This window comes from Streptomyces sp. NPDC058459 (assembly GCF_042721685.1).
In the GTDB taxonomy this organism is placed as follows: Bacteria; Actinomycetota; Actinomycetes; order Streptomycetales; family Streptomycetaceae; genus Streptomyces.
The window spans coordinates 1-24,929 of the sequence record NZ_JBHXLV010000032.1 but is presented as its reverse complement, the minus strand read 5'-3'; the positions used below and the strand labels follow the sequence as shown (position 1 = coordinate 24,929).

At 72.6% G+C, this 24,929-nt stretch carries 27 protein-coding genes and 1 pseudogene; 16 read left to right on the top strand and 12 right to left on the bottom strand.

All coding sequences use genetic code 11. From position 1 onward, the window contains the following. Positions 1-106: 106 nt before the first annotated feature. Complete coding sequence (locus ACFWN1_RS09260; RefSeq protein WP_384359501.1) at positions 107-1,075, top strand: SDR family NAD(P)-dependent oxidoreductase; 969 nt, start codon at positions 107-109, stop codon at positions 1,073-1,075. Between the two features lie 65 nt (positions 1,076-1,140). Here ACFWN1_RS09260 and ACFWN1_RS09255 read toward each other — a convergent pair whose 3' ends face one another. Continuing rightward, entirely contained in the window at positions 1,141-1,704 is a 564-nt protein-coding gene (locus ACFWN1_RS09255; RefSeq protein WP_384359500.1) for an NAD(P)H-dependent oxidoreductase, read from the bottom strand. Positions 1,705-1,805: 101 nt separating this feature from the next. Between ACFWN1_RS09255 and ACFWN1_RS09250 the strand changes: the two genes are divergently transcribed. Continuing rightward, complete coding sequence (locus ACFWN1_RS09250) at positions 1,806-2,564, top strand: TetR/AcrR family transcriptional regulator (RefSeq protein ID WP_384359499.1); 759 nt, start codon at positions 1,806-1,808, stop codon at positions 2,562-2,564. Here the strand turns inward: ACFWN1_RS09250 and ACFWN1_RS09245 are convergent. Both ACFWN1_RS09245 and ACFWN1_RS09240 read right to left on the bottom strand, forming a co-directional pair. Beyond that, a complete protein-coding gene (locus ACFWN1_RS09245) occupies positions 2,461-3,645 on the bottom strand; it encodes an FAD-dependent oxidoreductase (protein WP_384359498.1) in 1,185 nt (394 codons plus the stop codon). The genes ACFWN1_RS09250 and ACFWN1_RS09245 overlap by 104 nt on opposite strands. A gap of 17 nt (positions 3,646-3,662) precedes the next feature. Then, entirely contained in the window at positions 3,663-4,325 is a 663-nt protein-coding gene (locus ACFWN1_RS09240; protein WP_384359497.1) for a TetR/AcrR family transcriptional regulator, read from the bottom strand. Positions 4,326-4,475: 150 nt separating this feature from the next. On the opposite strand from ACFWN1_RS09240, the gene ACFWN1_RS09235 reads away from it, so the two are divergent. Then, positions 4,476-5,474, top strand: coding sequence for a LacI family DNA-binding transcriptional regulator (locus ACFWN1_RS09235; protein ID WP_384359496.1), 999 nt, complete (start codon positions 4,476-4,478; stop codon positions 5,472-5,474). Position 5,475: 1 nt separating this feature from the next. Here the strand turns inward: ACFWN1_RS09235 and trxA are convergent, their stop codons facing one another. After that, entirely contained in the window at positions 5,476-5,871 is a 396-nt protein-coding gene (gene trxA, locus ACFWN1_RS09230) for a thioredoxin (RefSeq protein WP_384359495.1), read from the bottom strand. 197 nt (positions 5,872-6,068) lie between these two features. Here trxA and ACFWN1_RS09225 point away from each other — a divergent pair, with 197 nt between their 5' ends. Next, a complete protein-coding gene (locus tag ACFWN1_RS09225; protein WP_384359494.1) occupies positions 6,069-7,499 on the top strand; it encodes a dihydrolipoyl dehydrogenase family protein in 1,431 nt (476 codons plus the stop codon). A gap of 8 nt (positions 7,500-7,507) precedes the next feature. Here the strand turns inward: ACFWN1_RS09225 and ACFWN1_RS09220 are convergent, their stop codons facing one another. Further along, entirely contained in the window at positions 7,508-8,149 is a 642-nt protein-coding gene (locus ACFWN1_RS09220; RefSeq protein ID WP_384359493.1) for a peptide deformylase, read from the bottom strand. Between the two features lie 96 nt (positions 8,150-8,245). Beyond that, positions 8,246-8,593 (bottom strand): tetratricopeptide repeat protein, encoded by a 348-nt coding sequence (locus tag ACFWN1_RS09215; RefSeq protein ID WP_384359492.1) that lies wholly within the window; start codon positions 8,591-8,593, stop codon positions 8,246-8,248. Between the two features lie 183 nt (positions 8,594-8,776). On the opposite strand from ACFWN1_RS09215, the gene ACFWN1_RS09210 reads away from it, so the two are divergent. Then, a complete protein-coding gene (locus ACFWN1_RS09210) occupies positions 8,777-9,835 on the top strand; it encodes an enoyl-CoA hydratase/isomerase family protein (RefSeq protein WP_384359491.1) in 1,059 nt (352 codons plus the stop codon). Here the strand turns inward: ACFWN1_RS09210 and ACFWN1_RS09205 are convergent. Both ACFWN1_RS09205 and ACFWN1_RS09200 read right to left on the bottom strand, forming a co-directional pair. Continuing rightward, positions 9,823-10,158 (bottom strand): hypothetical protein, encoded by a 336-nt coding sequence (locus ACFWN1_RS09205; RefSeq protein ID WP_384359490.1) that lies wholly within the window; start codon positions 10,156-10,158, stop codon positions 9,823-9,825. The genes ACFWN1_RS09210 and ACFWN1_RS09205 overlap by 13 nt on opposite strands. A 68-nt stretch (positions 10,159-10,226) precedes the next feature. Then, positions 10,227-10,559, bottom strand: a complete 333-nt coding sequence (locus tag ACFWN1_RS09200; protein WP_384359489.1) for an antibiotic biosynthesis monooxygenase family protein — start codon at positions 10,557-10,559, stop codon at positions 10,227-10,229. Positions 10,560-10,638: 79 nt separating this feature from the next. On the opposite strand from ACFWN1_RS09200, the gene ACFWN1_RS09195 reads away from it, so the two are divergent. After that, complete coding sequence (locus tag ACFWN1_RS09195; RefSeq protein ID WP_384359488.1) at positions 10,639-11,022, top strand: VOC family protein; 384 nt, start codon at positions 10,639-10,641, stop codon at positions 11,020-11,022. Between the two features lie 46 nt (positions 11,023-11,068). On the opposite strand, the gene ACFWN1_RS09190 is transcribed toward ACFWN1_RS09195, so the two are convergent. Beyond that, positions 11,069-13,201, bottom strand: a complete 2,133-nt coding sequence (locus ACFWN1_RS09190) for an MMPL family transporter (RefSeq protein ID WP_384359487.1) — start codon at positions 13,199-13,201, stop codon at positions 11,069-11,071. Between the two features lie 159 nt (positions 13,202-13,360). On the opposite strand from ACFWN1_RS09190, the gene ACFWN1_RS09185 reads away from it, so the two are divergent. From ACFWN1_RS09185 to ACFWN1_RS09155, 7 genes are all read left to right on the top strand, one after another. Continuing rightward, positions 13,361-13,834, top strand: a complete 474-nt coding sequence (locus tag ACFWN1_RS09185) for a MarR family winged helix-turn-helix transcriptional regulator (protein ID WP_384359486.1) — start codon at positions 13,361-13,363, stop codon at positions 13,832-13,834. A 169-nt stretch (positions 13,835-14,003) separates the two neighbouring features. Continuing rightward, positions 14,004-14,978: a LacI family DNA-binding transcriptional regulator gene (locus ACFWN1_RS09180; RefSeq protein WP_384359485.1), complete on the top strand. Its 975-nt coding sequence runs from the start codon at positions 14,004-14,006 to the stop codon at positions 14,976-14,978. A gap of 245 nt (positions 14,979-15,223) precedes the next feature. Beyond that, entirely contained in the window at positions 15,224-16,579 is a 1,356-nt protein-coding gene (locus ACFWN1_RS09175) for an ABC transporter substrate-binding protein (RefSeq protein WP_384359484.1), read from the top strand. Continuing rightward, on the top strand, positions 16,566-17,465 hold the full coding sequence (locus tag ACFWN1_RS09170) for a carbohydrate ABC transporter permease (RefSeq protein WP_384359483.1): 900 nt from the start codon (positions 16,566-16,568) through the stop codon (positions 17,463-17,465). Before ACFWN1_RS09175 ends, ACFWN1_RS09170 begins: the two co-directional genes overlap by 14 nt. Next, on the top strand, positions 17,462-18,349 hold the full coding sequence (locus ACFWN1_RS09165; RefSeq protein WP_384359482.1) for a carbohydrate ABC transporter permease: 888 nt from the start codon (positions 17,462-17,464) through the stop codon (positions 18,347-18,349). Before ACFWN1_RS09170 ends, ACFWN1_RS09165 begins: the two co-directional genes overlap by 4 nt. Further along, positions 18,346-20,358 carry a beta-galactosidase gene (locus tag ACFWN1_RS09160; RefSeq protein WP_384359481.1) on the top strand — a complete coding sequence of 671 codons (2,013 nt, stop codon included), beginning with the start codon at positions 18,346-18,348 and terminating at the stop codon, positions 20,356-20,358. The genes ACFWN1_RS09165 and ACFWN1_RS09160 overlap by 4 nt, the downstream gene beginning before the upstream one ends. Positions 20,359-20,380: 22 nt before the next feature. Continuing rightward, positions 20,381-22,501, top strand: a complete 2,121-nt coding sequence (locus ACFWN1_RS09155) for an alpha-galactosidase (RefSeq protein WP_384359480.1) — start codon at positions 20,381-20,383, stop codon at positions 22,499-22,501. Positions 22,502-22,511: 10 nt separating this feature from the next. Here ACFWN1_RS09155 and ACFWN1_RS09150 read toward each other — a convergent pair whose 3' ends face one another. Beyond that, entirely contained in the window at positions 22,512-22,694 is a 183-nt protein-coding gene (locus ACFWN1_RS09150) for a hypothetical protein (RefSeq protein ID WP_384359479.1), read from the bottom strand. A gap of 713 nt (positions 22,695-23,407) precedes the next feature. Here ACFWN1_RS09150 and ACFWN1_RS09145 point away from each other — a divergent pair. Both ACFWN1_RS09145 and ACFWN1_RS09140 read left to right on the top strand, forming a co-directional pair. Further along, entirely contained in the window at positions 23,408-23,773 is a 366-nt protein-coding gene (locus ACFWN1_RS09145) for a mechanosensitive ion channel family protein (RefSeq protein WP_384359478.1), read from the top strand. A 3-nt stretch (positions 23,774-23,776) separates the two neighbouring features. Further along, positions 23,777-23,974 (top strand): hypothetical protein, encoded by a 198-nt coding sequence (locus ACFWN1_RS09140; RefSeq protein ID WP_384359477.1) that lies wholly within the window; start codon positions 23,777-23,779, stop codon positions 23,972-23,974. A gap of 86 nt (positions 23,975-24,060) precedes the next feature. Here the strand turns inward: ACFWN1_RS09140 and ACFWN1_RS09135 are convergent, their stop codons facing one another. Further along, on the bottom strand, positions 24,061-24,231 hold the full coding sequence (locus ACFWN1_RS09135) for a DUF5670 family protein (protein ID WP_384359476.1): 171 nt from the start codon (positions 24,229-24,231) through the stop codon (positions 24,061-24,063). 210 nt (positions 24,232-24,441) lie between these two features. Between ACFWN1_RS09135 and ACFWN1_RS09130 the strand changes: the two genes are divergently transcribed. Beyond that, positions 24,442-24,684: a hypothetical protein gene (locus ACFWN1_RS09130; RefSeq protein WP_384359475.1), complete on the top strand. Its 243-nt coding sequence runs from the start codon at positions 24,442-24,444 to the stop codon at positions 24,682-24,684. A 14-nt stretch (positions 24,685-24,698) separates the two neighbouring features. Here ACFWN1_RS09130 and ACFWN1_RS09125 read toward each other — a convergent pair. Continuing rightward, positions 24,699-24,929 (bottom strand): annotated as a pseudogene (locus tag ACFWN1_RS09125) (SRPBCC family protein); the annotation flags it as partial.

The window sequence follows — 24,929 nt, the reverse complement described above, 5'->3', positions numbered from 1 at the left end:
GGCTCACCTCTTCAGCATCGGTGCGCGGGCGCCGCCGCGCAGGTCGTCGGCGCGTCCCCGTGCCGGGCTTGACCTATAGGGAACTCCAATTCGTAGCGTTCCGGTCATGAGCACTCCTGCACAGCACAGAATCGGTTCGGGGTTCGGCGCGGAGAGCACCGCCGAGGAGGTCCTGCGGGGCATCGACCTCACGGGCAAGCTGGCGGTCGTCACCGGCGGCTACTCGGGGCTCGGCCTGGAGACCACCCGCGCGCTGGCCGCGGCCGGCGCCCAGGTGGTCGTCCCGGCCCGGCGTCCCGACGCGGCCCGTCAGGCGCTGGCCGGGATCGACTACGTCGAGGTGGACGAGCTGGACCTCGGCGACCTCGACAGCGTGCGCGGCTTCGCCGAACGGTTCCTGGGGTCCGGGCGCACCATCGACCTGCTCATCGGCAACGCCGGGATCATGGCCTGCCCGGAGACCCGGGTCGGGCCGGGCTGGGAGGCGCAGTTCGCCACCAACCACCTCGGCCACCACGCCCTCGCGGGCCGCCTCTGGCCGGCGCTCGCCTCCGGGGACGGCGCCCGCGTCGTCTCGGTGTCCTCGCGCGGCCACCACCTCTCGCCGGTCCGCTGGGACGACGTCCAGTGGACCGAGGGGTACGACAAGTGGCAGGCGTACGGCCAGGCCAAGACGGCCAACGCGCTGTTCGCCCGCCACCTGGACACGCTGGGCCGGGACGCCGGTGTCCGCGCCTTCTCGCTCCACCCCGGCGGCATCATGACCCCGCTCCAGCGGCACCTGCCGAAGAAGGAGATGGTCGAGCGCGGCTGGATCGACGAGCGGGGCAACCCGCTGAACCCGGCCGGCTTCAAGACCCCGGAGCAGGGCGCGGCCACCCAGGTCTGGGCGGCTACCTCACCCCGGCTCGACGGCCTCGGCGGCCTGTACCTGGAGGACTGCGACGTCGCCGAGCCCGCCCCCGAGGACGGCACCCGGGGCGGTGTCAAGGACTGGGCCACCGACCCCGGGCAGGCGGCCCGCCTGTGGACGCTGTCGGCGGAGCTGACGGGTGTGGACGCGTTCGCGAAGTAGGTCTGCGCGCACGCCTCGAGGGCCGGGGTCCCGTGCGGACTCCGGCCCTCGGGCGTACCGGCTGATCAGGCGGCGAGGATGTCGCCGACGTTGCCGTGGAGGCGGGTGACGACCTCGGTCAGCTGGGCGGCGACCTCGGTGTCGTCGGACGGGTGGGTCTCGGCGAAGCGGGTCAGGGAGCCGGGGATGGAGAGCTTGATGTCCTCGATCACCTTGCCGCCCGCGATGCCCACGGCCTTGCGGGTCTCGTCCTGCGCCCACACGCCGCCGAACTGGCCGAAGGCGGTGCCGATGACGGCGACGGGCTTGCCGCCGAAGGCGCCGGCGCCGTACGGGCGGGACAGCCAGTCGATGGCGTTCTTGAGGACGGCCGGGATCGTGCCGTTGTACTCGGGGGAGAACAGGAGGAACGCGTCGGCGGCCTGGGCGGCGGCGCGCAGCTCGGCGGCGGTGGCCGGGACCTGGCCCTCGACGTCGATGTCCTCGTTGTAGAACGGAACGTCGGCCAGGCCCTCGTAGAGCACGACCTCGGCGCCCTCGGGGGCGAGCTTGGCGGCCGCCTCGGCGAGCTGACGGTTGTGCGAACCGGCGCGGAGGCTGCCGACGAGCGCGAGGATGCGGACGGACATGAGGTACTCCAAGGGGTGGTGAAACACATGGGACACGATCCGGACCGGGGTCCGTTTAGATTTCTACCACCCTAAACGGACCGGGGTCCAGTTTCTTCCCGATGCTTTACGCTGTCGTCATGTCCAGCGCTCTGCCGCCCTGCCCGAAGCCCCAGGAGCCCGTCGACACGATCCAGCTGCTGGAGGTCGGCACCGGCCCCGACGAGCCGTGCCTGCGCGCGGACGCCGCCCGCAACCGGGCCCGGCTGCTGGAGGCCGCCACCCGGCTGATCGCCGAACACGGGGTGGCCGGGGTGACCATGGAGGCCGTCGCCGCGGCGGCGAAGGTCGGCAAGGGCACCGTCTTCCGTCGCTTCGGCGACCGCACCGGACTGCTCACCGCCCTGCTGGACCACTCCTCCGCGCGGCTCCAGGCCGACTTCCTCGCCGGCCCGCCCCCGCTGGGCCCCGGCGCACCCCCGCGCGAGCGGCTGCACGCCTTCGGTGTCGCCGTGCTCCACCTGTGCGCCGACCAGCTCGACCTGCAGCTGGCCGCGCTTCCCGAGCCCACCCGCCGCCACCTCCACCCCTCCACCCAGGCCATGCGCGCCCACCTGCTGGTCCTGCTGCGCCAACTGCTGCCCGGCGAGGACTGCGAACTCCTCGCCCCGGTCCTGCTGGCCTACCTCGACCCCGCCCTCATCCACCATCTGAGCCGCCAGCTCGGCATGCCGATGGCACGGCTGGAGGCGGGCTGGTGCGACCTGGCCGACCGGATCACGGCCGCGCCGCTCGCGGCTGCTCCGCCCGCGGTTCGTGCCCCGCGAACATCGCCGACAGACGCTCCGGCGCGTCCGGCTGGAACAGTGTCCCGCCCATGAGGGCCGAGTCGGTGGCCGAGTGCTCGGCGCGCGGGAACATCCGCTCCTCGTAGGCGCTGAGCGCGGTCTCGGTGTCGCCGGGGTGGGCGAGCAGGGCCAGGGCCAGGTCGGCCCCGTCGATCAGTGCCAGGTTGGCGCCCTCGCCCGCGAAGGGTGACATCAGGTGGGCCGCGTCGCCGAGGAGGGTGACGCCCGGGGTGCGGAGCCAGCGGTGGCCGACCGGGAGGGCGTGGACGCGGCGCGGGATGAGGGGCCCGTCGGCGTCCGCGACCAGGGCCCGCAGGCTCTCGTGCCAGCCGTCGAACTCCTTGAGCACCGCGTCCGCCGCTCCCTCGGCGTCGGTGAGGCCGAGGCCGTCGAGCCACTCCTCCGGCGCCCGCACGGCGGCGTACACATGCAGGCTGCCGTCCGGCTCCCGGTGGGCCAGGAAGCCGCGTCCGGCGCCGAGCGCGAACAGCATCCCGTCGCCGACCACCTCCGCGCTCGCCGGGTGCCGCGTGCCGGCGTCGTGCAGGTCGGCCTCGATGAACGACATCCCGGTGTAGGCGGGCACCGCGTCCGACACCAGCGGCCGCACCCGCGACCAGGCGCCGTCCGCGCCCACCAGCAGGTCGGTGGTGAAGGCGGTGCCGTCCGCGAGCGTCACCTCGTGCCGGCCGCCGGCCCGCGCCCGCGCGCCGGTCACCTTCGCGCCCCAGCGGATCATGCCCTCGGGCAGCGCCTCCAGCAGCAGCGACCGCAGTTCGCCCCGGTCGATCTCGGGGCGGCCGCCCGTGCCGTCGTCCGCGTGCGACCAGTGCACCGCCGCGTGCCGGTCGAGGACCCGGGTGGCCTGACCGCCCACGTGGACCCGTGCGAGGAACGCCTCGTGCAGCCCGGCCGCGCGCAGCGCCTCCTGCCCGGTGTCGTCATGGATGTCGAGCATCCCGCCCTGGGTGCGCGCGGCCGGCGAGGGGTCGAGGTCGAACACCGCAGCCTCGACACCGTGCGCGTACAGCACCCGCGCGAGCGTGAGTCCGCCGAGCCCGGCGCCGACGACGGCTGTCGGGTGGTGGGGGAGTGGGGGAACAGGGCCGGACATGGCAGCCTCCTGGTGGCTCATTCGGGTACGGCGGTCCGCTCGATGCCGTTGATCAGGGTCTGGAAGGCCCACGACAGCCGGTTCTCCGGGGTGCCCGAGAGCAGCACAGGGGTGCTGTCCGCGATGTGCGGGTGGGTCTTCCCGGACACCTCGCGCAGGACGCCGGCCAGGGTCCGCCAGTCGTCCGCCGGTTCCTCCCCGGCGTGCTCGGCGGCGGTCGCGGTGGCGTGCTGGAGCAGCAGGTCGACGCCCCAGGCCGCGCGGTCGCGGGGCACCCCGCCCTCGGCGAGCAGCCCGAGCAGGGTCTCGATCAGGTGGAGGTAGTGCGGTCCGCTCGGCCGCGCGGTCAGCGCGGAGCGCGCCAGTTCGGCGTGGGCCAGCAGCATCGCCGTACAGGACGTCAGCACCTGCTCCAGACGCTGCCGCCAGGTGCCCTCGGCGGGGACGGGCGGGAGCGTGCCGAGCAGTTCGTCCAGGACGGCCGCGTGCAGTTCGTCGGCGCTGCGGACGTAGACGTAGAGCGAGGCGGGGCCGGTGTCGAGTTCCCGCGCCAGCCGCCGCATGGTGACCTTGCGCAGCCCCTCGGCGCGCAGGATCGCCAGTGCGGCGGCCACGATGCCCTCCCGGGTGAGGGCGGACTTGGCGGGTCGCTCCCTGCGGGAGCCGGTGGGTGGGGTCATGGCAGAGACAGTAACGAACACATTCGATGCGAACAAGTTCGTGACGAACGTGTTCGCACGTCCTCATGCGCACCCCTCGGTCGTCCAGCCCTGTACGACCTCGCCCCGCCCGCACCCGCTCCGCGCGCCTCTGCCAAGATGCGCCCTGTCATGGTGCAGCTACCGAACACGCCCACGAGCGCCGATGTCGCCCGCCTGGCCGGCGTGTCGCGCGCGACCGTGTCCTACGTCCTCAACGACACCGACGCCGTACGGATCAGCGAGCCCACGCGCCGCCGCGTCCACGCCGCCGCCCGCGAACTCGGCTACGTGCCCCACGCGGCCGCCCGCACCCTGCGCGCCGGACACAGCCGTATGGTCCTGATGCCCGCCCCCACCGTGCCGACGGGCCCCCTCTACCACCGCTTCCTGGGCGAACTCCAGGCCGCGCTCGGCCGGCTCGACTACACGGTCGTCCAGCACGGCGCCGTCGGCGAGGGCGACGAAGTCGCCCGCTCATGGGCCGAGTTACGCCCCGTCGCCGTCCTGGTCCCCGGCTCCGGGCTCGGTCCGCGCGGTGTAGAGGTGCTCAAGCGGGCCGGAGCCCGCGCCGTGGTGACCCTCGGACCCGCCCGCGTCGAGGGCGCGCACGCCCTGCTGATGGACCACACCATCGTCGGCCACCGTGCGGCCACCCATCTGTACGAACGGGGGCGCCGCCGCATCGGCGTGATCCTCCCCGAGGAACCCGGCCTGGAGGTCTTCTCCCACCCCCGCCTCGCGGGCGTCCGCCGCGCCCTCACCGGCACCGGCGCGGCCGTGACCGCACTCCCCCTCGCGTACACCGAACGGGCGGCCGGTGAACTGGCCGCCCGGCTGCCCGAGTTGAACCTCGACGCTGTCTTCGCCTACAACGACGAGTACGCGATGCTCCTGATGCGCGCCCTGGAGGACGCGGGGCTGCGCGTACCGGAGGACATCGCCGTGGTCGGCGCCGACGACCTGATGCTCGGCCGCCTGCTCCGACCCCGGCTCAGCACCGTCCGCATCGAACTGCCCTCCGGCCGCGATCTCGCCCAACTGGTCGACCACGCCGTACGCCACCCCGGCGCCGGACCCGAGGTCCGCACCGTGCTGCACGCCACCCTGATCCACCGGGCGTCGAGCTGACTCACTCGCCGCCGGGCTGTTGACCCTGCCCCTGGCCCTCCTGGGCCGCGATGTCCTTGCGGACCTCGTTCATGTCCAGCTTGCGGGCCTGGTCGATGACGTCCGTGAGCGCGGACTCGGGCAGCGCGCCCGGCTGCGCGAAGATCGCCACCTGGTCGCGGACGATCATCAGCGTCGGGATCGACTGGATGCCGAACGCCTGCGCCAGCTCCGGCTGGGCCTCGGTGTCCACCTTGGCGAACACCAGATCCGGGTTCGCCTCGGCGGCCTTCGCGTACACCGGCGCGAACTGCTTGCACGGTCCGCACCAGTCGGCCCAGAAGTCGATGAGTACGAACTCGTTGTCCGCCACCGTCTGGTCGAAGTTCTCCTTGGTCAGCTCCATGGTGCCGCTCATGGTGTGATCCCTCTTCCTGGTGTGGAGGCAGTGCCACCGGGGGAAACATGCCCGGCAGAGTGGCTATTCCGGGCCTCGGTGCCCCGTCTTCCCCGCATCGGTCCCCTACAGCTTCCCCGCCGGGAAACCTTTCGGCATTCCCGCGCTTCCGGATCATGTGTGTGGCCCCAGGGACGCCCACCCACCACACTGGCCGCATGACGGAAACGGAAACCATCGCGTACGACGTCGTGGTGCTCGGGGCCGGGCCCGTAGGGGAGAACGCCGCCGACCGGACCCAGGCGGCCGGGCTCAGCACCGCGATCGTGGAGAGCGAGCTGGTGGGCGGCGAGTGCTCCTACTGGGCCTGTATGCCCAGCAAGGCGCTGCTCAGGCCGGTCCTCGCCCAGGCCGACGCCCGCCGGCTCCCCGGCCTCGCCCCCGCGAACCAAGGCCCCCTCGACGCCGGGGCTGTGCTCGCCCGCCGCGACGACTTCACCTCCCACTGGAAGGACGACGGCCAGGCCGCGTGGCTGGACGGCGTCGGCATCGCCCTGTACCGGGGGCACGGCCGTCTCGCCGGACCCCGTACGGTCACGGTGACCGGCGAGGACGGCACGGTCACCACCCTCACCGCCCGGCAGGCGGTCGTCGTGGCAACCGGCAGCCGCGCCCAGCTCCCCGACCTGCCCGGACTGGACGAGGTACGGCCGTGGACCAGCCGGGAGGCGACCAGCGCGCAGACGGTGCCTGGCCGGCTGATCGTGGTCGGCGGCGGTGTCGTCGCCACCGAGATGGCCACCGCCTGGCAGGCGCTCGGCTCCCGGGTCACCCTGCTGGTGCGGGGCAAGGGCCTGCTCAGCCGGATGGAGCCGTTCGCCGGGGAACTGGTCGCGCAGGCGCTCGGCGAGGCGGGCGTGGACGTGCGCACCGGCACCTCGGTGGAGTCCGTCAGCCGCGAGAACGGCACTGTCGTGGCCGTCACCGGCTCCGGTGAGCGCGTCGAGGCCGACGAGATCCTGTTCGCCACCGGGCGCGCCCCGAGGACCGACGACATCGGCCTCGGCACCGTCGGCCTCGAACCCGGTTCCTGGCTGGAAGTGGACGACACCCTCCAGGTCCCCGGCACCGACTGGCTGTACGCGGCCGGTGACGTCAACCACCGGGCCCTGCTCACCCACCAGGGCAAGTACCAGGCCCGGATCGCGGGCGCCGCCATCGTGGCCCGCGCCTCGGGCGACCCGGTGGACGACACGCCCTGGGGACCCCATACGGCCACCGCCGACCACCACGCCGTACCCCAGGTCGTCTTCACGGACCCCGAGGCCGCCGCCGTGGGGCTCTCCCTCGCGGAGGCCGAGCAGGCCGGGCACCGGGTCCGCGCGGTCGACGTCGACTTCGGCTCCGTCGCGGGGGCGAGCCTGTACGGGGACGGCTACAGGGGGCGTGCCCGCATGGTGGTCGACCTGGGCGAGGAGATCCTGCGCGGGGTCACCTTCGTCGGTCCGGGCGTCGGCGAACTCGTCCAGTCGGCGACCGTCGCCGTCGCCGGACAGGTGCCGCTGGACCGGCTGTGGCACGTGGTGCCGCCGTACCCGACGCTCAGCGAGGTGTGGCTGCGGCTGCTGGAGGCCTACCGGGACAACTGAGTCGCTGGTCAAGGGAGTTCGAAGCCCAGTGCCCCGGCGGCGGCCTCCGGTGACGGCTGCGCCCAGCGGGCCGCCACCGCCTCGTTGGTCGACAGCGAGCGGAGTTCGGCGCGGTCGAGGTACAGGGTGCCGTTCAGGTGGTCCGTCTCGTGCTGCACGATCCGGGCGGGCCACCCGGCGACCACCTCGTCCAGCTCCCGCCCGTGCTCGTCCTGCCCGCGCAGCCGCACCCGCGCGTGCCGCGTCACCACGGCTTGCCAGCCGGGCACGCTCAGGCAGCCCTCGAAGAAGGACGCGCCCTCGGTGCCCTCCGCCTCGTACACGGGATTGACCAGCACCCGGAACGGCTGCGGCACCCGGCCCCGGACCACCGCGATCTCCTCCGGCACCGGTGCCGGGTCCTCGATCACGGCGAGCCGCAGGCCCACCCCGACCTGCGGCGCGGCGAGCCCGACACCGGGGGCCGCGCGCATGGTGTCGCGCAGGGCCTGGACGAAACGGGCGAGCAGCCCGGACGCGAGCTGGCCGTCGTACGGCTCGGCCGGGCGGCGCAGCACCGGATGCCCGGCCGCGACGATGGGCAACGGGCCGCCCGCCGCGAGGAGTTCGGCCACCCGCTCGGCCAGGGCGTGATCACTGACAGGTGTCATCGCGCCAGGATGCCACGCCGGCCCGCGCGGAGGAGGGGCGCGCCGCACCAACGGCCGGTGCGAAACCGGCTGTTCATACGGCGCGCCCCCCAGTGCTCAATCCTGCGGGAAGTCACCCGCGAGGGCGCCGGCGATCCGCAGATGCGGCGCGGCCTCCTCGGCGCGGGACTGGCGCTCCAGCGTGCGGCCCAGCATCAGCCGGGCATAGTGCTCCACCGGGTCCCGCTCCACGATGATCCGCAGCTCCGCCTCGGCGCGGTTCAGCTGGGCGGAGTGGTAGTAGGCGCGGGCCAGCAGCAGCCGGGGCGCGGTCTGCTCCGGGACCTCGTCGACCAGCCCGGTAAGGACGCGCGCGGCGTTCGCGTACTCCTTGGCGTCGAAGAACATCCCCGCCCGCTCCCAGCGCTCGGCGGCGGTGCCGTGGTCGTAGTACTCGATGTCCATCTGAGACCTCCTTCGCGGGCTGGAGCGTTCTGCGGTCGTTGAATATTCCACCAAAGCCTGGGGGTGTCGTCGGAGGTGCTCGCGGAGGCAAGATCGTCTGTGTCCCGCTCGTCCACCGGACCCGGAAGGAACCGACGAGATCATGCGCGTCATCGTGGCCCACGGCCCCGCGGAGGCGACCGGATGACCGGCGCCGACTCTCCCGTACGGGTGCGCACCACCGGCCGGGCCGGCCACCTCACGCTGAACCGGCCCCGGGCGCTCAACGCCCTCAACCACACCATGGTCCGGCTCATCGACGAAGCGCTCACCGAGTGGGAGCGGGACCCGGCCGTGAGGACGGTGGTCGTCACCGGGGCGGGGGAACGCGGGCTGTGCGCGGGCGGCGACATCCGCGCCGTCCACGACGACGCCCGCGACGGCGACGGCACCGCCTCGGCGGAGTTCTGGCGGGACGAGTACCGGCTGAACGCCCGCATCGCCCGCTATCCCAAGCCGTACGTGGCCGTCATGGACGGCATCGTGATGGGCGGCGGTGTCGGCATCTCGGCCCACGGCAGCGTCCGGGTCGTCACCGAGCGGTCCCGGATCGCCATGCCCGAGACCGGCATCGGCTTCGTCCCGGACGTGGGCGGCACCTACCTGCTGTCGCGGGCTCCCGGCGAGCTGGGCACCCACCTCGCCCTCACCGGCGCGCAGACCGGCGCGGGCGACGCGCTGCTGTGCGGACTGGCCGACCACCACGTACCGTCCGCGGCCCTTCCGGACCTGGTGGCCGATCTCGACGCGCTCCCGGTGGAGGAGGCGCTCGCCCGCCACGCCCGTCCGGCACCGGACGGCGAACTGGCCGACCGGCGGGGGTGGATCGACTCCTGCTACGCCGCCGGCACGGTCGAGGAGATCATCGACCGGCTGCGGGAGCACGGCTCGCCCGAGGCGCAGGCGGCCGCCGACACCCTGCTGACCAGGTCACCCACCGCTCTGAAGGTCACCCTGGCCGCCCTCCGCCGCGCCCGCCGGCTCGGCTCCCTGGAGGAGGTCCTCGACCAGGAGTACCGCGTCTCCTGCGCGGCCCTGGCCACCCCCGACCTCGTGGAAGGGGTCCGCGCCCAGATCATCGACAAGGACCGCTCGCCGCGCTGGTCACCCGCCACCCTGGCGGAGGTCTCCGGCGTGGAGCGGTTCTTCGCCCCGCTGGGGGAGCGGGAACTCGGACTGGGGGCCGGACTTCACTCCGGGTGAGCCACCGCCTTCTTCTGGAGTTCCACCGCCGTCAGCAGGCCGAGGGCCGGCTCGGCCTTGCGCAGGGCCCGCAGGGCGGCCATCGAGGCGATGTCACCGGTGAAACCGCTGTCGGCCAGCCGGGCGCGGACCCAGCGGGCGCACAGCGCGTCCTCGGACGCGGCGGCGGTGGACTCCACGAGAGCGACGGCCCGTTCCAGCCCCGGCCGCTCCTCCGGCGGCGCGTCCGCCAGCGCCCCGCGCACCGCCGCCAGAATCGCGTCCGAGTCCTTGAGCGGCAGCACGAAGGCCCGGCCCCTGCTGAGTCCCGTGAGTCCCGTCATGGAGTCGATCCTGGCGCTCATGGACCGGTGCTGCCAAGGGACTTGAGGAGAACCCGAGCCGGGGACCGTCAGCTCACGTGGACCGACTCCACGCGGAAGAGGCGGGGCTGGACGTGGCTGGCGATGGTGGCCGCCTTGTCCATGTGCACCCTGGCCTCGGGGTCGGCCAGCATCGAGCGGTAGTGCTCCTCGGTCTCCCACTGGGCGTAGTTGATGACGCTCTCGCCGTCCAGGGAGGCGTGGAAGTTGGCGCAGATGAAGCCGGGCCGGTGCTTCATCGTCTCCTCCGTGGCGCGGGAGAGTAGCTCGATCAGCTCGACCTGGCGGTCCGGCGTCACGGTGAACACGTTGATGAGCGTGGCCACCGGACGCGTCGTGTCGATGTATGCGGTGAGGGTCATGCCGAAAGGCTCCCCGGTACGGCACGGTGGGGCCGCCTCCGCCGCACCGGATTCGCCCGTTCTCCGTACACTGACGCGCATGGCATGCCGCATCAGTGAGCTGGTCATCGACGTCGCCGCCCCCGAGCGGCTCGCCGCCTTCTGGAGCGAGGTGCTCGGCTATGTGGAGCTCGGCCGCGAGGCGGACGGCAGTATCGAGATCGGGCCGCCCGGCGCCGGCTTCGGCGGCCCCCAGCCCACCCTCGTCCTCAGCCCCAGCGCTGCGCCCCGCTCCGGAAAACTCCGGCTGCACATCGACGTCAACGCCACCGACCGCGACCAGGACGCCGAGCTGGAACGCCTGCTCGCCCTCGGCGCCCGCCCGGTCGACATCGGCCAGACCGGCGAGGAGAACTGGCACGTCCTGGCCGACCCGGAGGGCAACGAGTTCTGTCTCCTGCGCCGGCGCCTGAGGCCGGCGTAAGTGGAGACCGCCGCACCCGGGGTGCGGCGGTCTCGTGTGGGGAGGGCTACTGCCGCTGCTCGACCGGCTCCCCGTCCCCGGCCGAGTCCCGCTCCCGCGGGGTGTCCCGCTCGTGGGACAGCTTGCTCGGCCACCACACCGCCGGGCCGATGTCGCGGACCAGGGCCGGGACCAGGAGGGAGCGGACGACGAGGGTGTCCATGAGGACGCCGAAGGCCACGATGAAGGCGAGCTGGACGAGGAACGCCAGCGGGATCACGATCAGCGCGGCGAACGTCGCCGCGAGGACCACACCGGCCGAGGTGATGACGCCGCCCGTGGCGATCAGGCCGCGCAGGATGCCCTCACGGGTGCCGTGGCGGACGGTCTCCTCGCGGACCCGGGACATCAGGAAGATGTTGTAGTCCACCCCGAGCGCGACCAGGAACACGAACCCGTACAGCGGCACCGACGCGTCCGTGCCCGAGAAGCCGAAGCCGTGCCGGAAGACCAGGCCCGCGATGCCCAGCGTGGCCAGGTAGTTGAGCGCGACCGTCGCCACCAGCAGCACCGGCAGCAGCAGGCTGCGCAGCAGGGCGATGAGGATCACCAGGATGATCAGCAGGACGACGGGGACGATCAGGTTCCGGTCGTGCTCGGCGGTGCGCTGGGTGTCGTACTGCTGGGCGCTGTAACCGCCCACCAGCGAGCCGGGGTCGATCGTGTGCAGCCGGTCGCGCAGCCGCTGCACGGTCTGCTTGGCGGCGTCGCTGTCGGGCGCGTCGGTCAGGGTCGCGTCGATCCGTACCCGGCCGTCCACCACACGCGGGGCGCCGCCCGGCCGGCCGGTCGCGCTCAGCGCGGCCGCCGAGGCGACACCGGGCGTCTTCGCCGCGGCCGCCGTCACGTCCGCGCGCTTCGCCGCGTCCGCGATGACGACCACGGGCTGCCCGGAGCCGCCGGGGAAGTGCTCACCGAGCGTCTGCTGCGCGGACACGGACGGGGCGTCGTTGACGAACAGCTCGTCCAGCGGGACACCCTTGGAGTGGAGCGCCGGGAAGAACGCCGCGCCCACCACGAGCACGGCACAGGTCGCCAGCCACACCTTCCGGGGGCTGCCGTCGACCCGGTGCGCGACCCGGCGCCAGACGCCGTGGCCGCCCGTCTCCACGTCCGCCGGGCGGGGCTTGGCCGGCCAGAACGCGGCGTGACCCAGCAGGGCGAGCACGGCGGGCAGGAAGGTGAGCGTCGAGAGCACCGCGCACCCGATGCCGATCGCGCCCACCGGACCCAGCGCGCGATTGTTCGTCAGGTCGCTGAGCAGGAGCGCGAGCAGGCCGAGCGCCACCGTGGCGGCACTGGCGGTGATGGCGCCGAACGAGCTGCGCAGCGCGCCCCAGGCCGCCTCCGCCCGCGCGGCACCCCGCGCCAGCTCCTCGCGGAACCGGGAGGTGAGCAGCAGAGCATAGTCGGTGGCCGCGCCGATCACCAGGATCGACAGGATGCCCTGCACCTGGCCGTCGACCCGGACCACCCCGTGGTCGGCGAGGACGTAGACGATCGCGCAGGCGATGCCGAGCGCGAACACCGAGCTGAGGATGACGACGAACGGCAGCAGCACACTGCGGTACACCAGCAGCAGGATGACCAGCACCGCCGCCAGCGCCACGCCCAGCAGGATGCCGTCGATGCCGCCGAAGGCGTGGGTCAGGTCGGCCTGGGTGGCGGCCGGTCCGGCGACCTGGGCGCGTGTGCCGTCGACGCCCGCCGCCGTCCGCTCGACCCGGTCCACCACATCGGTGACCCGGTCGCCCAGCTCGGGACTGAGCGGGACGACACCCTCCAGCGCCGACCCGTCCTTGGACGGCAGGGCCGGAGAGGGCCGGCCCACCACGCCCTCGGTGCCGGCGAGCGATTCGAGTGCCCGGGTGGCCGCCGCACGCTGGGCCGGGGTGATCCGGCCGCCGTCCTTCCCGGTCCACACCACCACGGCCGGCAGGGTCTCCTGCCGCTCGAACTCCTTCTGGAGGGCGACTGCCTTGGTGGACTCGGCGCTGCGGGGCAGGAACGCGGTCTGGTCGTTGGTCGACACCTCGCCGAGCTTGCCCGCGTAGGAGCCGAAGGCTCCGCCCAGGCCGAGCCAGACGAGCACGAGGACGAGGGGGACCAGCCAGCGGACCGGTCGTCTTACGGAGTTCATGCGCTCCCCAGGAGGAGTGGGCGGGATGCCGGGCAAGTAGCTCGATCCGAAGGTATCTCAGTGACCGATTACCTCAGCGGTCAAGTAGCTCAGTATCAAATATCTCAGTAATCGAGTATCTCAATGATCGAGGGATCTGGAGATCATATCCTTGCGCTCATGCAGCACGAACGCCCGGAGGAGCGTCCTCCCAGCGACCTCCAGGGGTACGCCGTCCTCCTGCGGACCTTGAACAGCGAGATCAACCGCATCGCTCACGCGTTTGCCCAGGCGCACGGCCTCCACGCTACGGACATCCACGCCCTCGCCGCGATCATGGACGCCTCCGCCCTGGACGGCGAGCCCATGACCCCCTCCCGCCTGCGCGAACGCCTCGACCTCACCTCGGGCGCCGTCACCGCGTGCCTGGACCGTCTGGAGCGCGCCGGCCACATCGGCCGGGTCCGCGACAGCGCCGACCGCAGGGTGGTGCACCTGCACTACCATCCCGGCGCGCGCACGCTGGCCCGCGAGTACTTCAGCCCCCTCGCCCGGGGCGCGGAGGCGGCCCGCCGCCGCTTCACCCCGGAACAGCTGGAGACCGTCGCCGAGTTCCTCCAGACCCTCAACCACGAACTCGCCGGGGAGCGCTGAAGGGCCGGGAGCGGCGACGGCCCCAGGGGCAGGGCCTGGAGAATCCGCTTCCTGGACGCCGTCGGCTGACGGACCGTTCGCACCCTGATTCCGGCACCTCGGCCCTGCACGGCCGGTGAAGTAGGGTGAGCGCGCGGAAGGGGCGTGAGCGGTGCGGGAGCGGGTCACCATGGCGGACGTCGCCCGTGCGGCCGGGGTCTCCTCCGCCACGGTGTCGTACGTGCTGTCCGGCAAGCGCGCCGTCGCCCCCGAGACCCGTACGGTCGTCGAGGCGGCCGTCGCCGAGCTGGGGTTCGTCGTCAACACGGCTGCCCGCAGCCTGCGCACGGGGCGTTCCAGCCTGGTCGCGCTGATCGTGCCGGACATCGCCAACCCGTTCTTCGCCCAGCTCGCGGCCACCCTCCAGGAGGAACTGCGCGGACTCGGCCTGCATGTCGTCGTGTGCGACACCCAGGCCCGCCGCGAGGAGGAGCGGGCCCTGCTCGCCGAGGCGGTGCAGCAGCGCTTCACCGGGGTGGTGATCACCCCGTTCCGACTGCTGCCGAAGGACCTGGGGGTGCTGGCCGACGCGGGCATACCCGCCGTGGTCAGCGCGGACGTGCCCTTCGGCGCCGTCGACCAGGTGGCTCCCGACGCGCGTGCCGCGACCCGGCAGGCACTGGAGCTGGTGACCGCCGCGCGCCGCCGCCGTATCGCGATGATCGCAGGCCCCCGGGACGCCACCGGCGGCGACCCCCGGCTGGAAATGCTCCGTGCGCTCGCCCGTCAGTACGGCACCGCGCTGCCCGGCGAACTCGTGGTGCGCGGTGAGCATACCCGGGAGGCCGGGGCGGAGGGCTTCGCCGAACTGATGCGCCGCCGCTACCGGCCCGACGCGGTGTTCTGCGCCAACGACGTGATCGCGGTCGGCGCCCTGGACAAGGCGCATGAACTGGGCATCGACATCCCCGGCGAGGTCGCCCTGATCGGCCACGACGACGCCGCCTTCGCCTCCCTGGTCCGGCCCCGGCTCACCACCATCCGCTACCCCGCCGAGGACGTCGGCCGGGCCGCCGCCCAGCTGCTCCGCGAGCGGCTGGGCGGCCGCGTCGCCCACCGCACGATATGGGTCAAGGCGGACCTCGTCGCCCGCGCCTCTGTCTGAGCCCCGGTGCCCCGAAGCGGGCCGGCGGGCCGTGATGCGTAATCGATTCCGCCTCGTGGCACCGACTGCCGTAAGGGGCAGGGAACTTGCAGGTCAGCGGGCTTCTTCCGGGGAAATCACATGCTCACGGACCGGTCTCGGTTTCGGTCAATTCTTGCAAGCCTGTTGACTTTTGTGGATTCCTGTTGTGAAGGTTGCGCCCACTACGTCCCCGGAGCTCGACCCTCAGCGCAAGGAGCACCCTCATGGCGATGTCCCTTCGGATGTCCACCGCAAGACGATGCCTGGCCGGTGCGGCTGTCCTGGCACTCACGACGGTGGCCGGCTGTGGAGGCGGGGGCGGTGAGGACGACGGTGCGGCCGACTCCTCCTGCAAGCCCGCATCCGGCAAGGTCACCCTGCAGTACTGGTCCTGGGTGCCCGGCATGGACCAGGCCGTGCGCGTCTGGAACACCGAGCACCCCGACGTGCAGGTCAAGCTGCGTACGACCCCGGCGGGCAACGCCGGCACCTACCAGAACATGTCCAACGCGCTGAAGGCCGGCAAGGCTCCCGACCTCGGTCAGATCGAGTACGACTCCCTGGCCAGCTTCCGCCTCAAGGGCGGTCTGAAGAACATCGAGTCCTGTCCCCAGGTCGCCGAGTCGCAGAACAAGTTCGTCGACTGGACCTGGTCCCAGGTCGGCTTCGGCGCGGACGGCAAGGACGGCGTCTGGGCGGTACCCCAGGACACCGGCCCGATGGCCCTGTACTACCGCAAGGACATCTTCGACAAGCTCCACCTCAAGGCCCCCACCACCTGGGCGGAGTACGCGGCCGACGCGCGCGTCCTGAAGAAGGCGGGCAAGTACATCACCCACTTCTCCCAGACCGACCCGAACTGGTTCACCGGCCTGCTGTGGCAGAACAAGGCCACCATGTTCGAGCGCAAGGGCGACGCCTGGAAGGTCACCGTCGACCGGCCGGAGAGCCGCAAGGTGGCGGACTACTGGCAGAAGCTCATCGACGACAAGCTGGTCGCCACCGACCTCCAGGGCTTCTCGCCCGCGCTGTACAAGGCGTGGAACTCCGGCGAGGTCGTCACCTGGGTCAGTGCCGCCTGGGGCTACAGCACCATCCGCGACAACGCCGCGTCCACGGCGGGCAAGTGGGCGGTGGCCCCCATGCCGCAGTGGCAGGAGGGCGACAACCGCGCCGGAAACTGGGGCGGTTCCACCACCGCGGTCCTCTCCGGCAGCAAGCACCCCGCCGAGGCGGCCAAGTTCGCGCTCTGGCTCAACACCGACCCGAAGGCCCTGGAGATCCTCAACCGGTCCGGCGGCCTCTACCCGGCGGCCAAGGCCGGACTGGACCTGCCCGCCCTGCAGAAGCCCGTCGCCTTCTACGGCGACCAGAAGGTGTTCGACGTCTTCAAGCAGGCGTCCGCCGGGGTGGACACGAACTTCACCTGGGGTCCCACGATGACCGACACCTACCGCTTCCTCAGCGACGGCACCTCGGACGTCGCCGGCGGCAAGGGCACCCTCGGCGACGTACTGAAGCGGACCGCCGCCGACAGCACGGAATCCCTGCGCAAGCAGTCGCTCGATGTCACGCGCTGACCGGCGCACGCCGGCCCGCCGGTCCCTCGCCCCCTACGCCTTCCTCGGCCCCTTCTTCGTCCCCTTCGTCCTGTTCACCCTGCTGCCGGTCGGCTACGCCTTCTGGCAGAGCCTGCACAAGACCGCGCGCACCGGCGGCACCTTCGGCCGTACCCACTCGGTGTTCTCCGGCTTCGAGCAGTACGCCGATGTCGTACGGGAGCCGTTCTTCACCGACAGCATCCTGAGGGTCGGCCTGTTCGCCCTCGTCCAGATCCCGGTGATGCTGCTGTTCTCCCTCGTCCTCGCCCTCCTGCTGGACTCGGCCGTGGCCCGGCTGAAGCGCTTCTTCCGGCTGGTGTACTTCGTCCCTTACGGCATTCCGGGCGTCGTCGCCGCGCTGATGTGGGCCGGGCTGTACGACCCGAGGCTGTCCCCGATCACCTCCCTGCTGGAGTCGGCCGGCATCCGGGCCGACCTGCTGGGACCGCACCTCGTGCTCTGGTCCATCGGCAACGTCGTCACCTGGACCTACACCGGCTACAACATGCTCATCCTGTACTCCGCGCTCCAGGCGCTGCCCGGGGACGTCGAGGAGGCGGCCCGCGTCGACGGGGCCGGCGGCTGGACCATCGCACTGCGCATCAAGGTCCCGCTGATCCGCCCGGCACTCGTCCTCACCGGCGTGTTCTCCATCATCGGCACCCTGCAACTCTTCACCGAGCCCGCGGTGTTCCGGTCCATCTCCACCAGCGTCACCAGCACCTACACCCCCAACCTCGCCGCCTACTCCCTCACCGCCGGCGACGACTACGGCGGGGCCGCCGCGCTCTCCGTACTGCTCGCCACGGTCACCTTCGCACTGTCCTTCGCGTTCCTGCGCCTCACCACCAGGAGGCAGGGATGAGCCTGCTCACCCGTACCGACGGCGCCCACGCGACCAACGGGGCCCGCACCGGCCGCGTGTCCACGGCGGCCGCCGTCGCCTTCATGACCCTGGCCGCCTGCTACATGCTGCTCCCGGTGTACTGGCTCGTGGTCTCCGCGACCAAGAGCCAGGGCGATCTGGTCGACAGCCCCGGACTGCGGCCCGCGCACTGGCACCTCGGCGACAACCTGGCCGCGCTCTTCCAGCAGCAGGACGGCGTCTTCGTGCGCTGGCTCCTCAACAGCCTGCTGTACGCGGGCGCGGGAGCCGCCGTCGCCACCGTGCTGTCGGCCGCCGCCGGGTACGCCCTGGCCAAGTACCAGTTCCGGGGGCGCGAGCTGCTGTTCTCCGTGATCCTCGGCGGCGTCCTCGTACCGGCCACCGCCCTCGCGCTGCCGCTGTTCCTGCTGTTCGCCGAGGTGGACGCCACCAACACCTTCTGGTCGGTGTTCCTGCCGAGCATCGTCAGCCCCTTCGGCGTCTATCTGTCCCGGGTCTTCGCCGCCGCGTCCGTACCGGACGAGGTGATCGAGGCCGCCCGGATGGACGGCGCCGGAGAGCTGCGCATCTTCACCGGCATCGGGCTGCGCATGATGTCGCCCGCGCTGGTGACCGTGTTCCTCTTCCAGTTCGTCGTCATCTGGAACAACTTCCTGCTGCCTCTGGTCATGCTCCAGGACGACGACCTCTACCCCGTCACCCTCGGCCTGTTCACCTGGCAGACGCAGACCAGTCGCCTGCCCGTCCTGCAGACCCTCACCCTCGTGGGAGCCCTGGTTTCCGTCGTGCCCATCGTGCTCACCTTCCTCCTCCTCCAGCGCTACTGGCGCGCCGGACTCTCCGCCGGGGCGGTCAAGTCATGAGCCACCCCATCACCGCCCTCAACCACCGCCTCGGCGGCATCGGTTACGGCGGCGACTACAACCCCGAGCAGTGGCCGCGCGAGGTGTGGCGGGAGGACGTCCGCCTCATGCGGGAGGCCGGCGTCAACCTCGTGACCGTGGGGGTGTTCTCCTGGTCCCGCCTCGAACCGCGCCCCGGTGTGTACGACTGGGAGCTGCTGGACGAGGTGCTCGACCTGCTGCACGCCCACGGCATCGCCGTCGACCTCGCCACCCCGACCGCCGCCCCGCCGCCCTGGTTCACCAGGCTGCACCCCGACGCCCTGCCGGTCACCGCCGCCGGCACCCGGCTCACCCACGGCAGCAGGCAGGTCTTCTGTCCCAGCAGCCCGGCCTACGCCGAGGCGGCCGACGCCCTCGTCACCGCGCTGGCCACCCGCTACGCCGGTCATCCCGCCGTCGCGCTCTGGCACGTCCACAACGAGTGGGGCAACCACAACGCCCTCTGCCACTGCGACACCAGCGCGGCCGCCTTCCGTACCTGGCTGCGGGACCGCTACACCACCCTGGACGCCCTCAACTCGGCCTGGGGCACGGACTTCTGGAGCCAGCGGTACGGCGACTGGGACGAGATCGAACCGCCCCGGGACACCACCGCCTTCCGCAACCCGGGACAGGAACTCGACTACCGCCGCTTCTCCTCCGACGCCCTGCTCGCCCGGCACCGCGCGGAGACCGCCCTGCTCCGGCGGCTCGCCCCCGGTATCCCCGTCACCACCAACCTCATGGGCACCCTGGAGAAGAAGGTCGACGGGTACGCCTTCGCCCCCGAGTGCGACCTCGTCTCCGTCGACCACTACCTCACCGCCGCCGACCCGGAGGGCCACATCGGCCTCTCCCTCAACGCCGACCTGGCCCGGGGCATGGCCGGCGGCGACCCCTGGCTGCTCATGGAGCACTCGACCTCCGCCGTCAACTGGCAGCCCGTCAACGTGGCGAAACGGCCCGGCGAACTGCGCCGCAACAGCCTCACCCACCTGGCCAGGGGCGCCGACGGCATCATGTTCTTCCAGTGGCGGCAGTCCACGGCCGGCGCCGAGAAGTGGCACTCCGCGATGCTCCCGCACGCCGGCACCGACAGCCGGATCTGGCGTGAGGTCCGCGCCCTGGGCGCCGAGCTGTCCGCCCTCGCCGAGGTCTCCGGCACCCGGGTGCGCGGCGAGGTCGCCCTTCTCTTCGACTGGCCCGCCTGGTGGGCCCTGGAACTCCAGGCCCGCCCCTCCGGCGGGCTGCGCTACCCGGACCTGGTCCAGGACTGGTACGCGGCCCTCTGGTCGCTCAACCTCACCTGCGACGTGGTCCCGCCCGGCGCCGACCTGACGCCCTACCGCGCCGTCGTCGCCCCGAACCTCTACCTCCTCTCCGACCGGGACGCCGCCGGCCTCGACGCTTACGTCCGCCAGGGCGGCCACCTGGCGGTCGGCTGCTTCAGCGGGGTGGCCGACACCCAGGACCGGATACGCCCCGGCGGCTACCCCGGCGCCCTGCGCGACGTACTCGGGCTGCGCGTCGACGAGTACCTGCCGCTCAGGGCCGGCGAGAGCGCCCTGCTCGACGACGGCACCCTCGCGCAGGACTGGGCCGAACGCGTCGAGCCGCGCGGCTGCTCCGCCGTACTGCGCTTCGCGGACACGCCCGAGGGCGGCCCGGCCGCCGGAGGCCCCGCCGTCACCCGCCACGAACACGGCCGGGGCACCGCCCGGTACGTCGCCACCCGCCCCTCCGCCCCCACCCTGCGCGAGCTGATGCGGACCCTGGCCGACGAGGCGGGCGTGCTCCCCGTCGCCCCCGAGGGGGTCGAGGCGATACGCCGCACGGGTGAGCGGGGCAGCTATCTGTTCCTGATCAACCACACCGCCGACGACATGACGGTCCCGGTCCGGGGCACCGGCCTGCTGGACGCCCAGGTCACCGACTCCGGCGCCCTGGTCCCCGCCGGGGGAGTCGTCGTCGTCCGCGAACACGAGTGACGCCGAGCGAGGAGAGCCGCCCATGACGCCGCCCGTGGAGTACGACGAGCCCAGTGGCACCGTCGTCCTGCACACCGAGGCCACCTGCTACGTCCTGCGGGTGGACCGCGCACGGGGTGCCGTGCTGCACGTCCACTGGGGTGCGCGACTGCCCCTGGAGGACGCGGCGGCGCTGCCCGTGCCGGCCGAGCACGACAACAGCTTCGCCGGACCCCTCGACGGGGTGGAGGAGTATCCCGTCGAGGGCGGCGCCCGCTTCGGGGTGCCCGCGCTGGAGGTCCGCTTCGCCGACGGGCACAGTCCCGTCGAGCCCGAGGTGACCGGCGTCCGGGTCGAACGCGCGGGGCACGTGGTGGTCTCGCTGCGGGACCGGGTGCGGCCGCTGGCGTGGGAGACGCACTACCGGGTGCCGCCCGGCGGCGACGTCATCGAGCGCTGGACGGAGTTCGAGCACACCGGCGACGCGGACCCGCTGCTCCTCGTGCGCCACGCCGCCGCCCACTGGCCGCTGCCCCGGCGGCACGGCTGGCGGATGTCGGCCGTGCACGGCGGCTGGTCCGACGAGAACCGGCTCGCCCGTACCGAGGTCGCCGTGGGCGAGACCACGCTGACCAGCAGACGCGGCCACACCAGTCATCAGGCGGCCCCCTGGGTCGCGCTGGACACCGGCGGCGCAGACGAGGAACACGGCGAGGTCTGGGCCACCGCGCTCGCCGCCAGCGGAAGTTGGCGCCTCACCGTGCAGCGCACGGCGGCCGGAGCCGTCGGCGTCGTCGTGGGGGAGGGACAGGAGGGAGCGGAGATCGCCCTGGCCCCCGGCCGGCGGCACGTCACGCCGGTCAGCGTGGCCGTGCACACCACCGGTGGCTTCGGCGCCGTCAGCCGTGCCTTCCACGCCCATGTCCGGCGCCATGTCCTGCCCCACCCCGGGGAACTGCGGCCCGTCCTCTACAACTCGTGGGAGGCGACCGGGTTCGAGACCTCCGAGGAGGGCCAGCTGCGGCTCGCCCGGCGGGCGGCGGACCTCGGGGTTGAGCTGTTCGTCGTGGACGACGGCTGGTTCGGCACCCGCGACGACGACCGGTCCGGCCTCGGCGACTGGACCCCGCACCCCCGGCGCTTCCCACGCGGCCTGCGCCCCCTGGCCGACGAGGTGCACCGGCTGGGCATGGCGTTCGGGCTGTGGGTGGAACCCGAGATGACCAACCGCGACAGCGACCTGTACCGCGAACACCCCGAGTACGTGCTGCACCTGCCCGGCCGCACCGCCACCGAACTGCGACACCAGCTCGTACTGGACTTCTCCCGCCCCGAGGTGACCGAGTGGGCGTACGGCTGGCTGCGCCGGCTCGTCGCCGAGAACGCGGTGGACTTCCTCAAGTGGGACTTCAACCGGTCCTTCACCGAGGCGGGCGCGCAAGGCGGCGGCCCGGACGGGCGGCGGGTCCACATCGAGCACGCGCGCGGGGTGCACCTCGTCCTCGACCGGCTGCGCGCCGCGTTCCCGCGCCTGCGGATCGAGTCGTGCGCGGGCGGCGGCGGCCGTACCGACCTCGGCATGCTCGCCCGCACCGACCAGGTGTGGGCCTCCGACAACACCGACGCCGTGCAACGGCTGGCCATCCAGCACGGGTTCAGCCAGATCCACCCGGCGGGCGTCATGTCGGCCTGGGTCACCGACAGCCCCAACCCGCTGACCGGACGCACGGTGCCGCTGGGCTTCCGGTTCCACTCGGCCATGGCGGGCGTCCTCGGCATCGGCGGAGACCTGGACCGCTGGACACCGGCCGAACTCACCGAGGCGGCCCGGCTCATCGAGGTCTACAAGGACATCCGCCCGCTGGTGCAGCACGGACACCAGTACCGGCTGCTCGCACCGGGGGAGGGCGCCCTGACCGCCGTCCAGTACGTCGCCCCGGACGCCGAACGGACGGTGGTGCTGCTGTGGCGGCCCAGCGCCTCCTTCGGCCCGGCCCACCCGGCGCTCCGCCTGCGCGGCCTCGACCCCGACGCCCGTTACCGCGACGAGGACACCGCCGCGGAATGGTCGGGGGCGACCCTGATGGGCTTCGGCCTGACCGTCCCCGCCCTGCCGGACGGCGACTGCGCGAGCGCGCTGGTGCGCCTGCGCAGGGTGGCGTGACCGGGGACCGTCAGCGGGCGCCGGGCTGACCCATCGGGCCGGGCGCGTGCGAGGCGGCGGCGGGCAGCCGGGTCCCGGGAGGCATCACCCGGGCCAGGTCGCGGTGTATGCGGTCGGCCTCGCCCCGCACCTCGGCGGGCACGTCGCCGCGCTCGGCTACCAGACGGCTGAAGATGGGGGTGTCGGTGAACATGACTCGAGTCTGCTCTTTTCCAGTGGGTCGCCGGGTGGTGGGGGCGCGAAGGGACGGGTGACGGTCACCCGCCGTGGCCGGAGCGTCAGCGGGCCGAGAGGACGGCGGCCCGGAGCAACGCCCGGCCAGGAACGGGCACATGACACCCTAAGGGGCCCTACCGGCAACACGCGTCCGTGGACCCGGCCCGACCGCTCAGCTCAGGTGATCATGCGTTCGGCATTCGAGGGTAGACGCGGCCGACGAGTCAGAAAGCCACCGAACACGGAGTTGCTGTGCCGGCGCCGCACCCTTTCCCGCAGCCCGGCGCGTCCGTAGCCGTGCAGCCGGCCGCGTCCTGGCCGGCCTGGCTGGCTGGCTGGCTGGCTGGAGGAGCACACTACGGCGCTGGTCTAGGTGCCGCTGCGCATCGCCCTCATCGTCATCGTCCTGGGAGTGATCCGCCGGGTCGCCAGGCGGGCCGTCACCCGCGTCGTCCAGCACATCCTGCGGCCCTCCGGCGACGAGGGCGAGTCCCGGCCGCCGCGCCGTGCCGGACGCGGGGCCACCGTCCTGATGCGGGAATGCTCCCGCTCCTCCCAGCGCCGAACAGCGCGCCCGCACCATCGGCTCGGTGCTCAGCAGCGGCGTCGCGATCGTGCTGGCCCCGCTCGGTACGGCCATGGTCCTCGACCAGGTCGGCATCGCGCTCGGCCCGCTGCCGGCCAGCGCCGGTGTGGGTCGGCCTCGCCATCGGGTCCGGCGCCCAGAGCCTGGTCGCCGACTACCTCTCCGGTCTGCTCATCATGGTCGAGGACCAGTACGGCGTCGGTGACACCGTCGAACTCGGCGGGGCGATCGGCGAGGTCGAGCGCATCGGCCTGCGCCTCACCCACGTCCGCGACCTCAACGGCGGCCTGCGGCACATCCGCGACGGCGAGGTTCTGCGTGTCCGCAACGACAGCCAGGACTGGGCCCGCGCCGTCCTCGCCTACGACGCCGACCTCGACACCGTCTACCAGGTGCTGGAGGACGCCGGCCGCACGCTGCGCCAGTACCCGGCCTTCTCCGGCGTGCTGCTGGAGGACCCCGGCGCGTGAGGTGTGCAGTCGCTGGACGCGGACGGTGTCGTGGTCCGTCTCGCCGTGAAGACCGTGCCGCTCCAGCAGTGGGCCGTCACCCGCGAGCTGTGCCGCCGGGCGAAGGACGCGCTGGACGCCGGCGGCATCGACATCCCCTTCCCGCAGCGCACCATCTGGCTGCGCGACGAGGACTCGGAGACGGCCCTCTCCGCCCGCTGAACCCGCCGTACATGACGAGGAGCCCGGCCTGTCCAAGGCCGAGCCCCTCGTTTCGTCATGTCAAGCGGCGTCCGCGCGCCGTCCGCCTACCAGCGGTACCAGCGGCCCCGACGGCCACCGCTGCCCGCCGGGCGGACGAAGAACCCGACCAGCCACACCACCAGGACGATCACCGCTATCCACCACAGCGCTTTCAGGGCGAAGCCCGCGCCGAAGAGGATCAGAGCCAGAAGAAGTACCAGAACCAAGGGAACCATTGTCAAAACCTCCTGACCACCGATTGCCCCTGACCAGCGGAAACACGCACACGATTGCCAAGTTACACAGGCGATCCGAAGGGCATGAGCACGGGTTGCGAACCGCTCCTGCCGGATCGGGTACTCCGTCCGGTCCAGTCAGGCGCGCGGTGAGGGCTGACGGGGCGGATGAGGAGGGATTCTCCGCCTGTGCCGGGGTACCCGCCCTGCATGAACATCGCTGCTGAATTCCTTGCCGCGTCCAGCAAGGGCGCGCTCTGGATCCTCGCCGTCGCCGTGATCGTCGCCGTGCTCCTGCTCGGCGCGGTGCTGCTGGGCATCAGGAAGTCGCGCTCGCGCCGCCTCTCCACGCCGCCCCCCGGCGCCGAGGCCCGCCGCGGCCCCCAGGCGCAGGCGGGCGTCGGCTGGCAGACCCCGGAGGACAACCCGGAGAACCACACCCACCGCCGCTGACCGCCCCCGGCCGCTCACCTCATGTGCTGCCGCTCCAGCTCCCGCTTGAGATCGCGCAGCGTGACGCGGATGTCGCGGGTCCGGAGGTCGGCGAAGGTACGGCCCGAGGTGACGACCCGGTCGAAGACGCCCGCCGCGAAGTCCGGCCAGGTGCGGCGGTCGTCGGTCCAGGTCTCGGTGACGCGGGTGCCCTCGCCGGCCGGTTCGAAGCGGTACTCCCAGGTGGCGATCGGGCCGCGCAGGCG

Coding starts and splice junctions, on each gene's coding strand:
- ACFWN1_RS09150 (WP_384359479.1), bottom strand. CDS start 22,694: ATGTTCACCGACACCCCCATCTTCAGCCGTCTGGTAGCCGAGCGCGGC.
- ACFWN1_RS09225 (WP_384359494.1), top strand. CDS start 6,069: ATGACGGAAACGGAAACCATCGCGTACGACGTCGTGGTGCTCGGGGCC.
- ACFWN1_RS09200 (WP_384359489.1), bottom strand. CDS start 10,559: ATGACCCTCACCGCATACATCGACACGACGCGTCCGGTGGCCACGCTC.
- ACFWN1_RS09170 (WP_384359483.1), top strand. CDS start 16,566: ATGTCACGCGCTGACCGGCGCACGCCGGCCCGCCGGTCCCTCGCCCCC.
- ACFWN1_RS09255 (WP_384359500.1), bottom strand. CDS start 1,704: ATGTCCGTCCGCATCCTCGCGCTCGTCGGCAGCCTCCGCGCCGGTTCG.
- ACFWN1_RS09130 (WP_384359475.1), top strand. CDS start 24,442: ATGAACATCGCTGCTGAATTCCTTGCCGCGTCCAGCAAGGGCGCGCTC.
- ACFWN1_RS09205 (WP_384359490.1), bottom strand. CDS start 10,158: ATGACGGGACTCACGGGACTCAGCAGGGGCCGGGCCTTCGTGCTGCCG.
- ACFWN1_RS09235 (WP_384359496.1), top strand. CDS start 4,476: ATGGTGCAGCTACCGAACACGCCCACGAGCGCCGATGTCGCCCGCCTG.
- ACFWN1_RS09240 (WP_384359497.1), bottom strand. CDS start 4,325: ATGACCCCACCCACCGGCTCCCGCAGGGAGCGACCCGCCAAGTCCGCC.
- ACFWN1_RS09160 (WP_384359481.1), top strand. CDS start 18,346: ATGAGCCACCCCATCACCGCCCTCAACCACCGCCTCGGCGGCATCGGT.
- ACFWN1_RS09250 (WP_384359499.1), top strand. CDS start 1,806: ATGCTTTACGCTGTCGTCATGTCCAGCGCTCTGCCGCCCTGCCCGAAG.
- ACFWN1_RS09135 (WP_384359476.1), bottom strand. CDS start 24,231: ATGGTTCCCTTGGTTCTGGTACTTCTTCTGGCTCTGATCCTCTTCGGC.
- ACFWN1_RS09245 (WP_384359498.1), bottom strand. CDS start 3,645: ATGTCCGGCCCTGTTCCCCCACTCCCCCACCACCCGACAGCCGTCGTC.
- ACFWN1_RS09175 (WP_384359484.1), top strand. CDS start 15,224: ATGGCGATGTCCCTTCGGATGTCCACCGCAAGACGATGCCTGGCCGGT.
- ACFWN1_RS09155 (WP_384359480.1), top strand. CDS start 20,381: ATGACGCCGCCCGTGGAGTACGACGAGCCCAGTGGCACCGTCGTCCTG.
- ACFWN1_RS09260 (WP_384359501.1), top strand. CDS start 107: ATGAGCACTCCTGCACAGCACAGAATCGGTTCGGGGTTCGGCGCGGAG.
- ACFWN1_RS09185 (WP_384359486.1), top strand. CDS start 13,361: ATGCAGCACGAACGCCCGGAGGAGCGTCCTCCCAGCGACCTCCAGGGG.
- ACFWN1_RS09190 (WP_384359487.1), bottom strand. CDS start 13,201: ATGAACTCCGTAAGACGACCGGTCCGCTGGCTGGTCCCCCTCGTCCTC.
- ACFWN1_RS09210 (WP_384359491.1), top strand. CDS start 8,777: ATGACCGGCGCCGACTCTCCCGTACGGGTGCGCACCACCGGCCGGGCC.
- ACFWN1_RS09215 (WP_384359492.1), bottom strand. CDS start 8,593: ATGGACATCGAGTACTACGACCACGGCACCGCCGCCGAGCGCTGGGAG.
- ACFWN1_RS09195 (WP_384359488.1), top strand. CDS start 10,639: ATGGCATGCCGCATCAGTGAGCTGGTCATCGACGTCGCCGCCCCCGAG.
- ACFWN1_RS09165 (WP_384359482.1), top strand. CDS start 17,462: ATGAGCCTGCTCACCCGTACCGACGGCGCCCACGCGACCAACGGGGCC.
- ACFWN1_RS09180 (WP_384359485.1), top strand. CDS start 14,004: ATGGCGGACGTCGCCCGTGCGGCCGGGGTCTCCTCCGCCACGGTGTCG.
- trxA (WP_384359495.1), bottom strand. CDS start 5,871: ATGAGCGGCACCATGGAGCTGACCAAGGAGAACTTCGACCAGACGGTG.
- ACFWN1_RS09220 (WP_384359493.1), bottom strand. CDS start 8,149: ATGACACCTGTCAGTGATCACGCCCTGGCCGAGCGGGTGGCCGAACTC.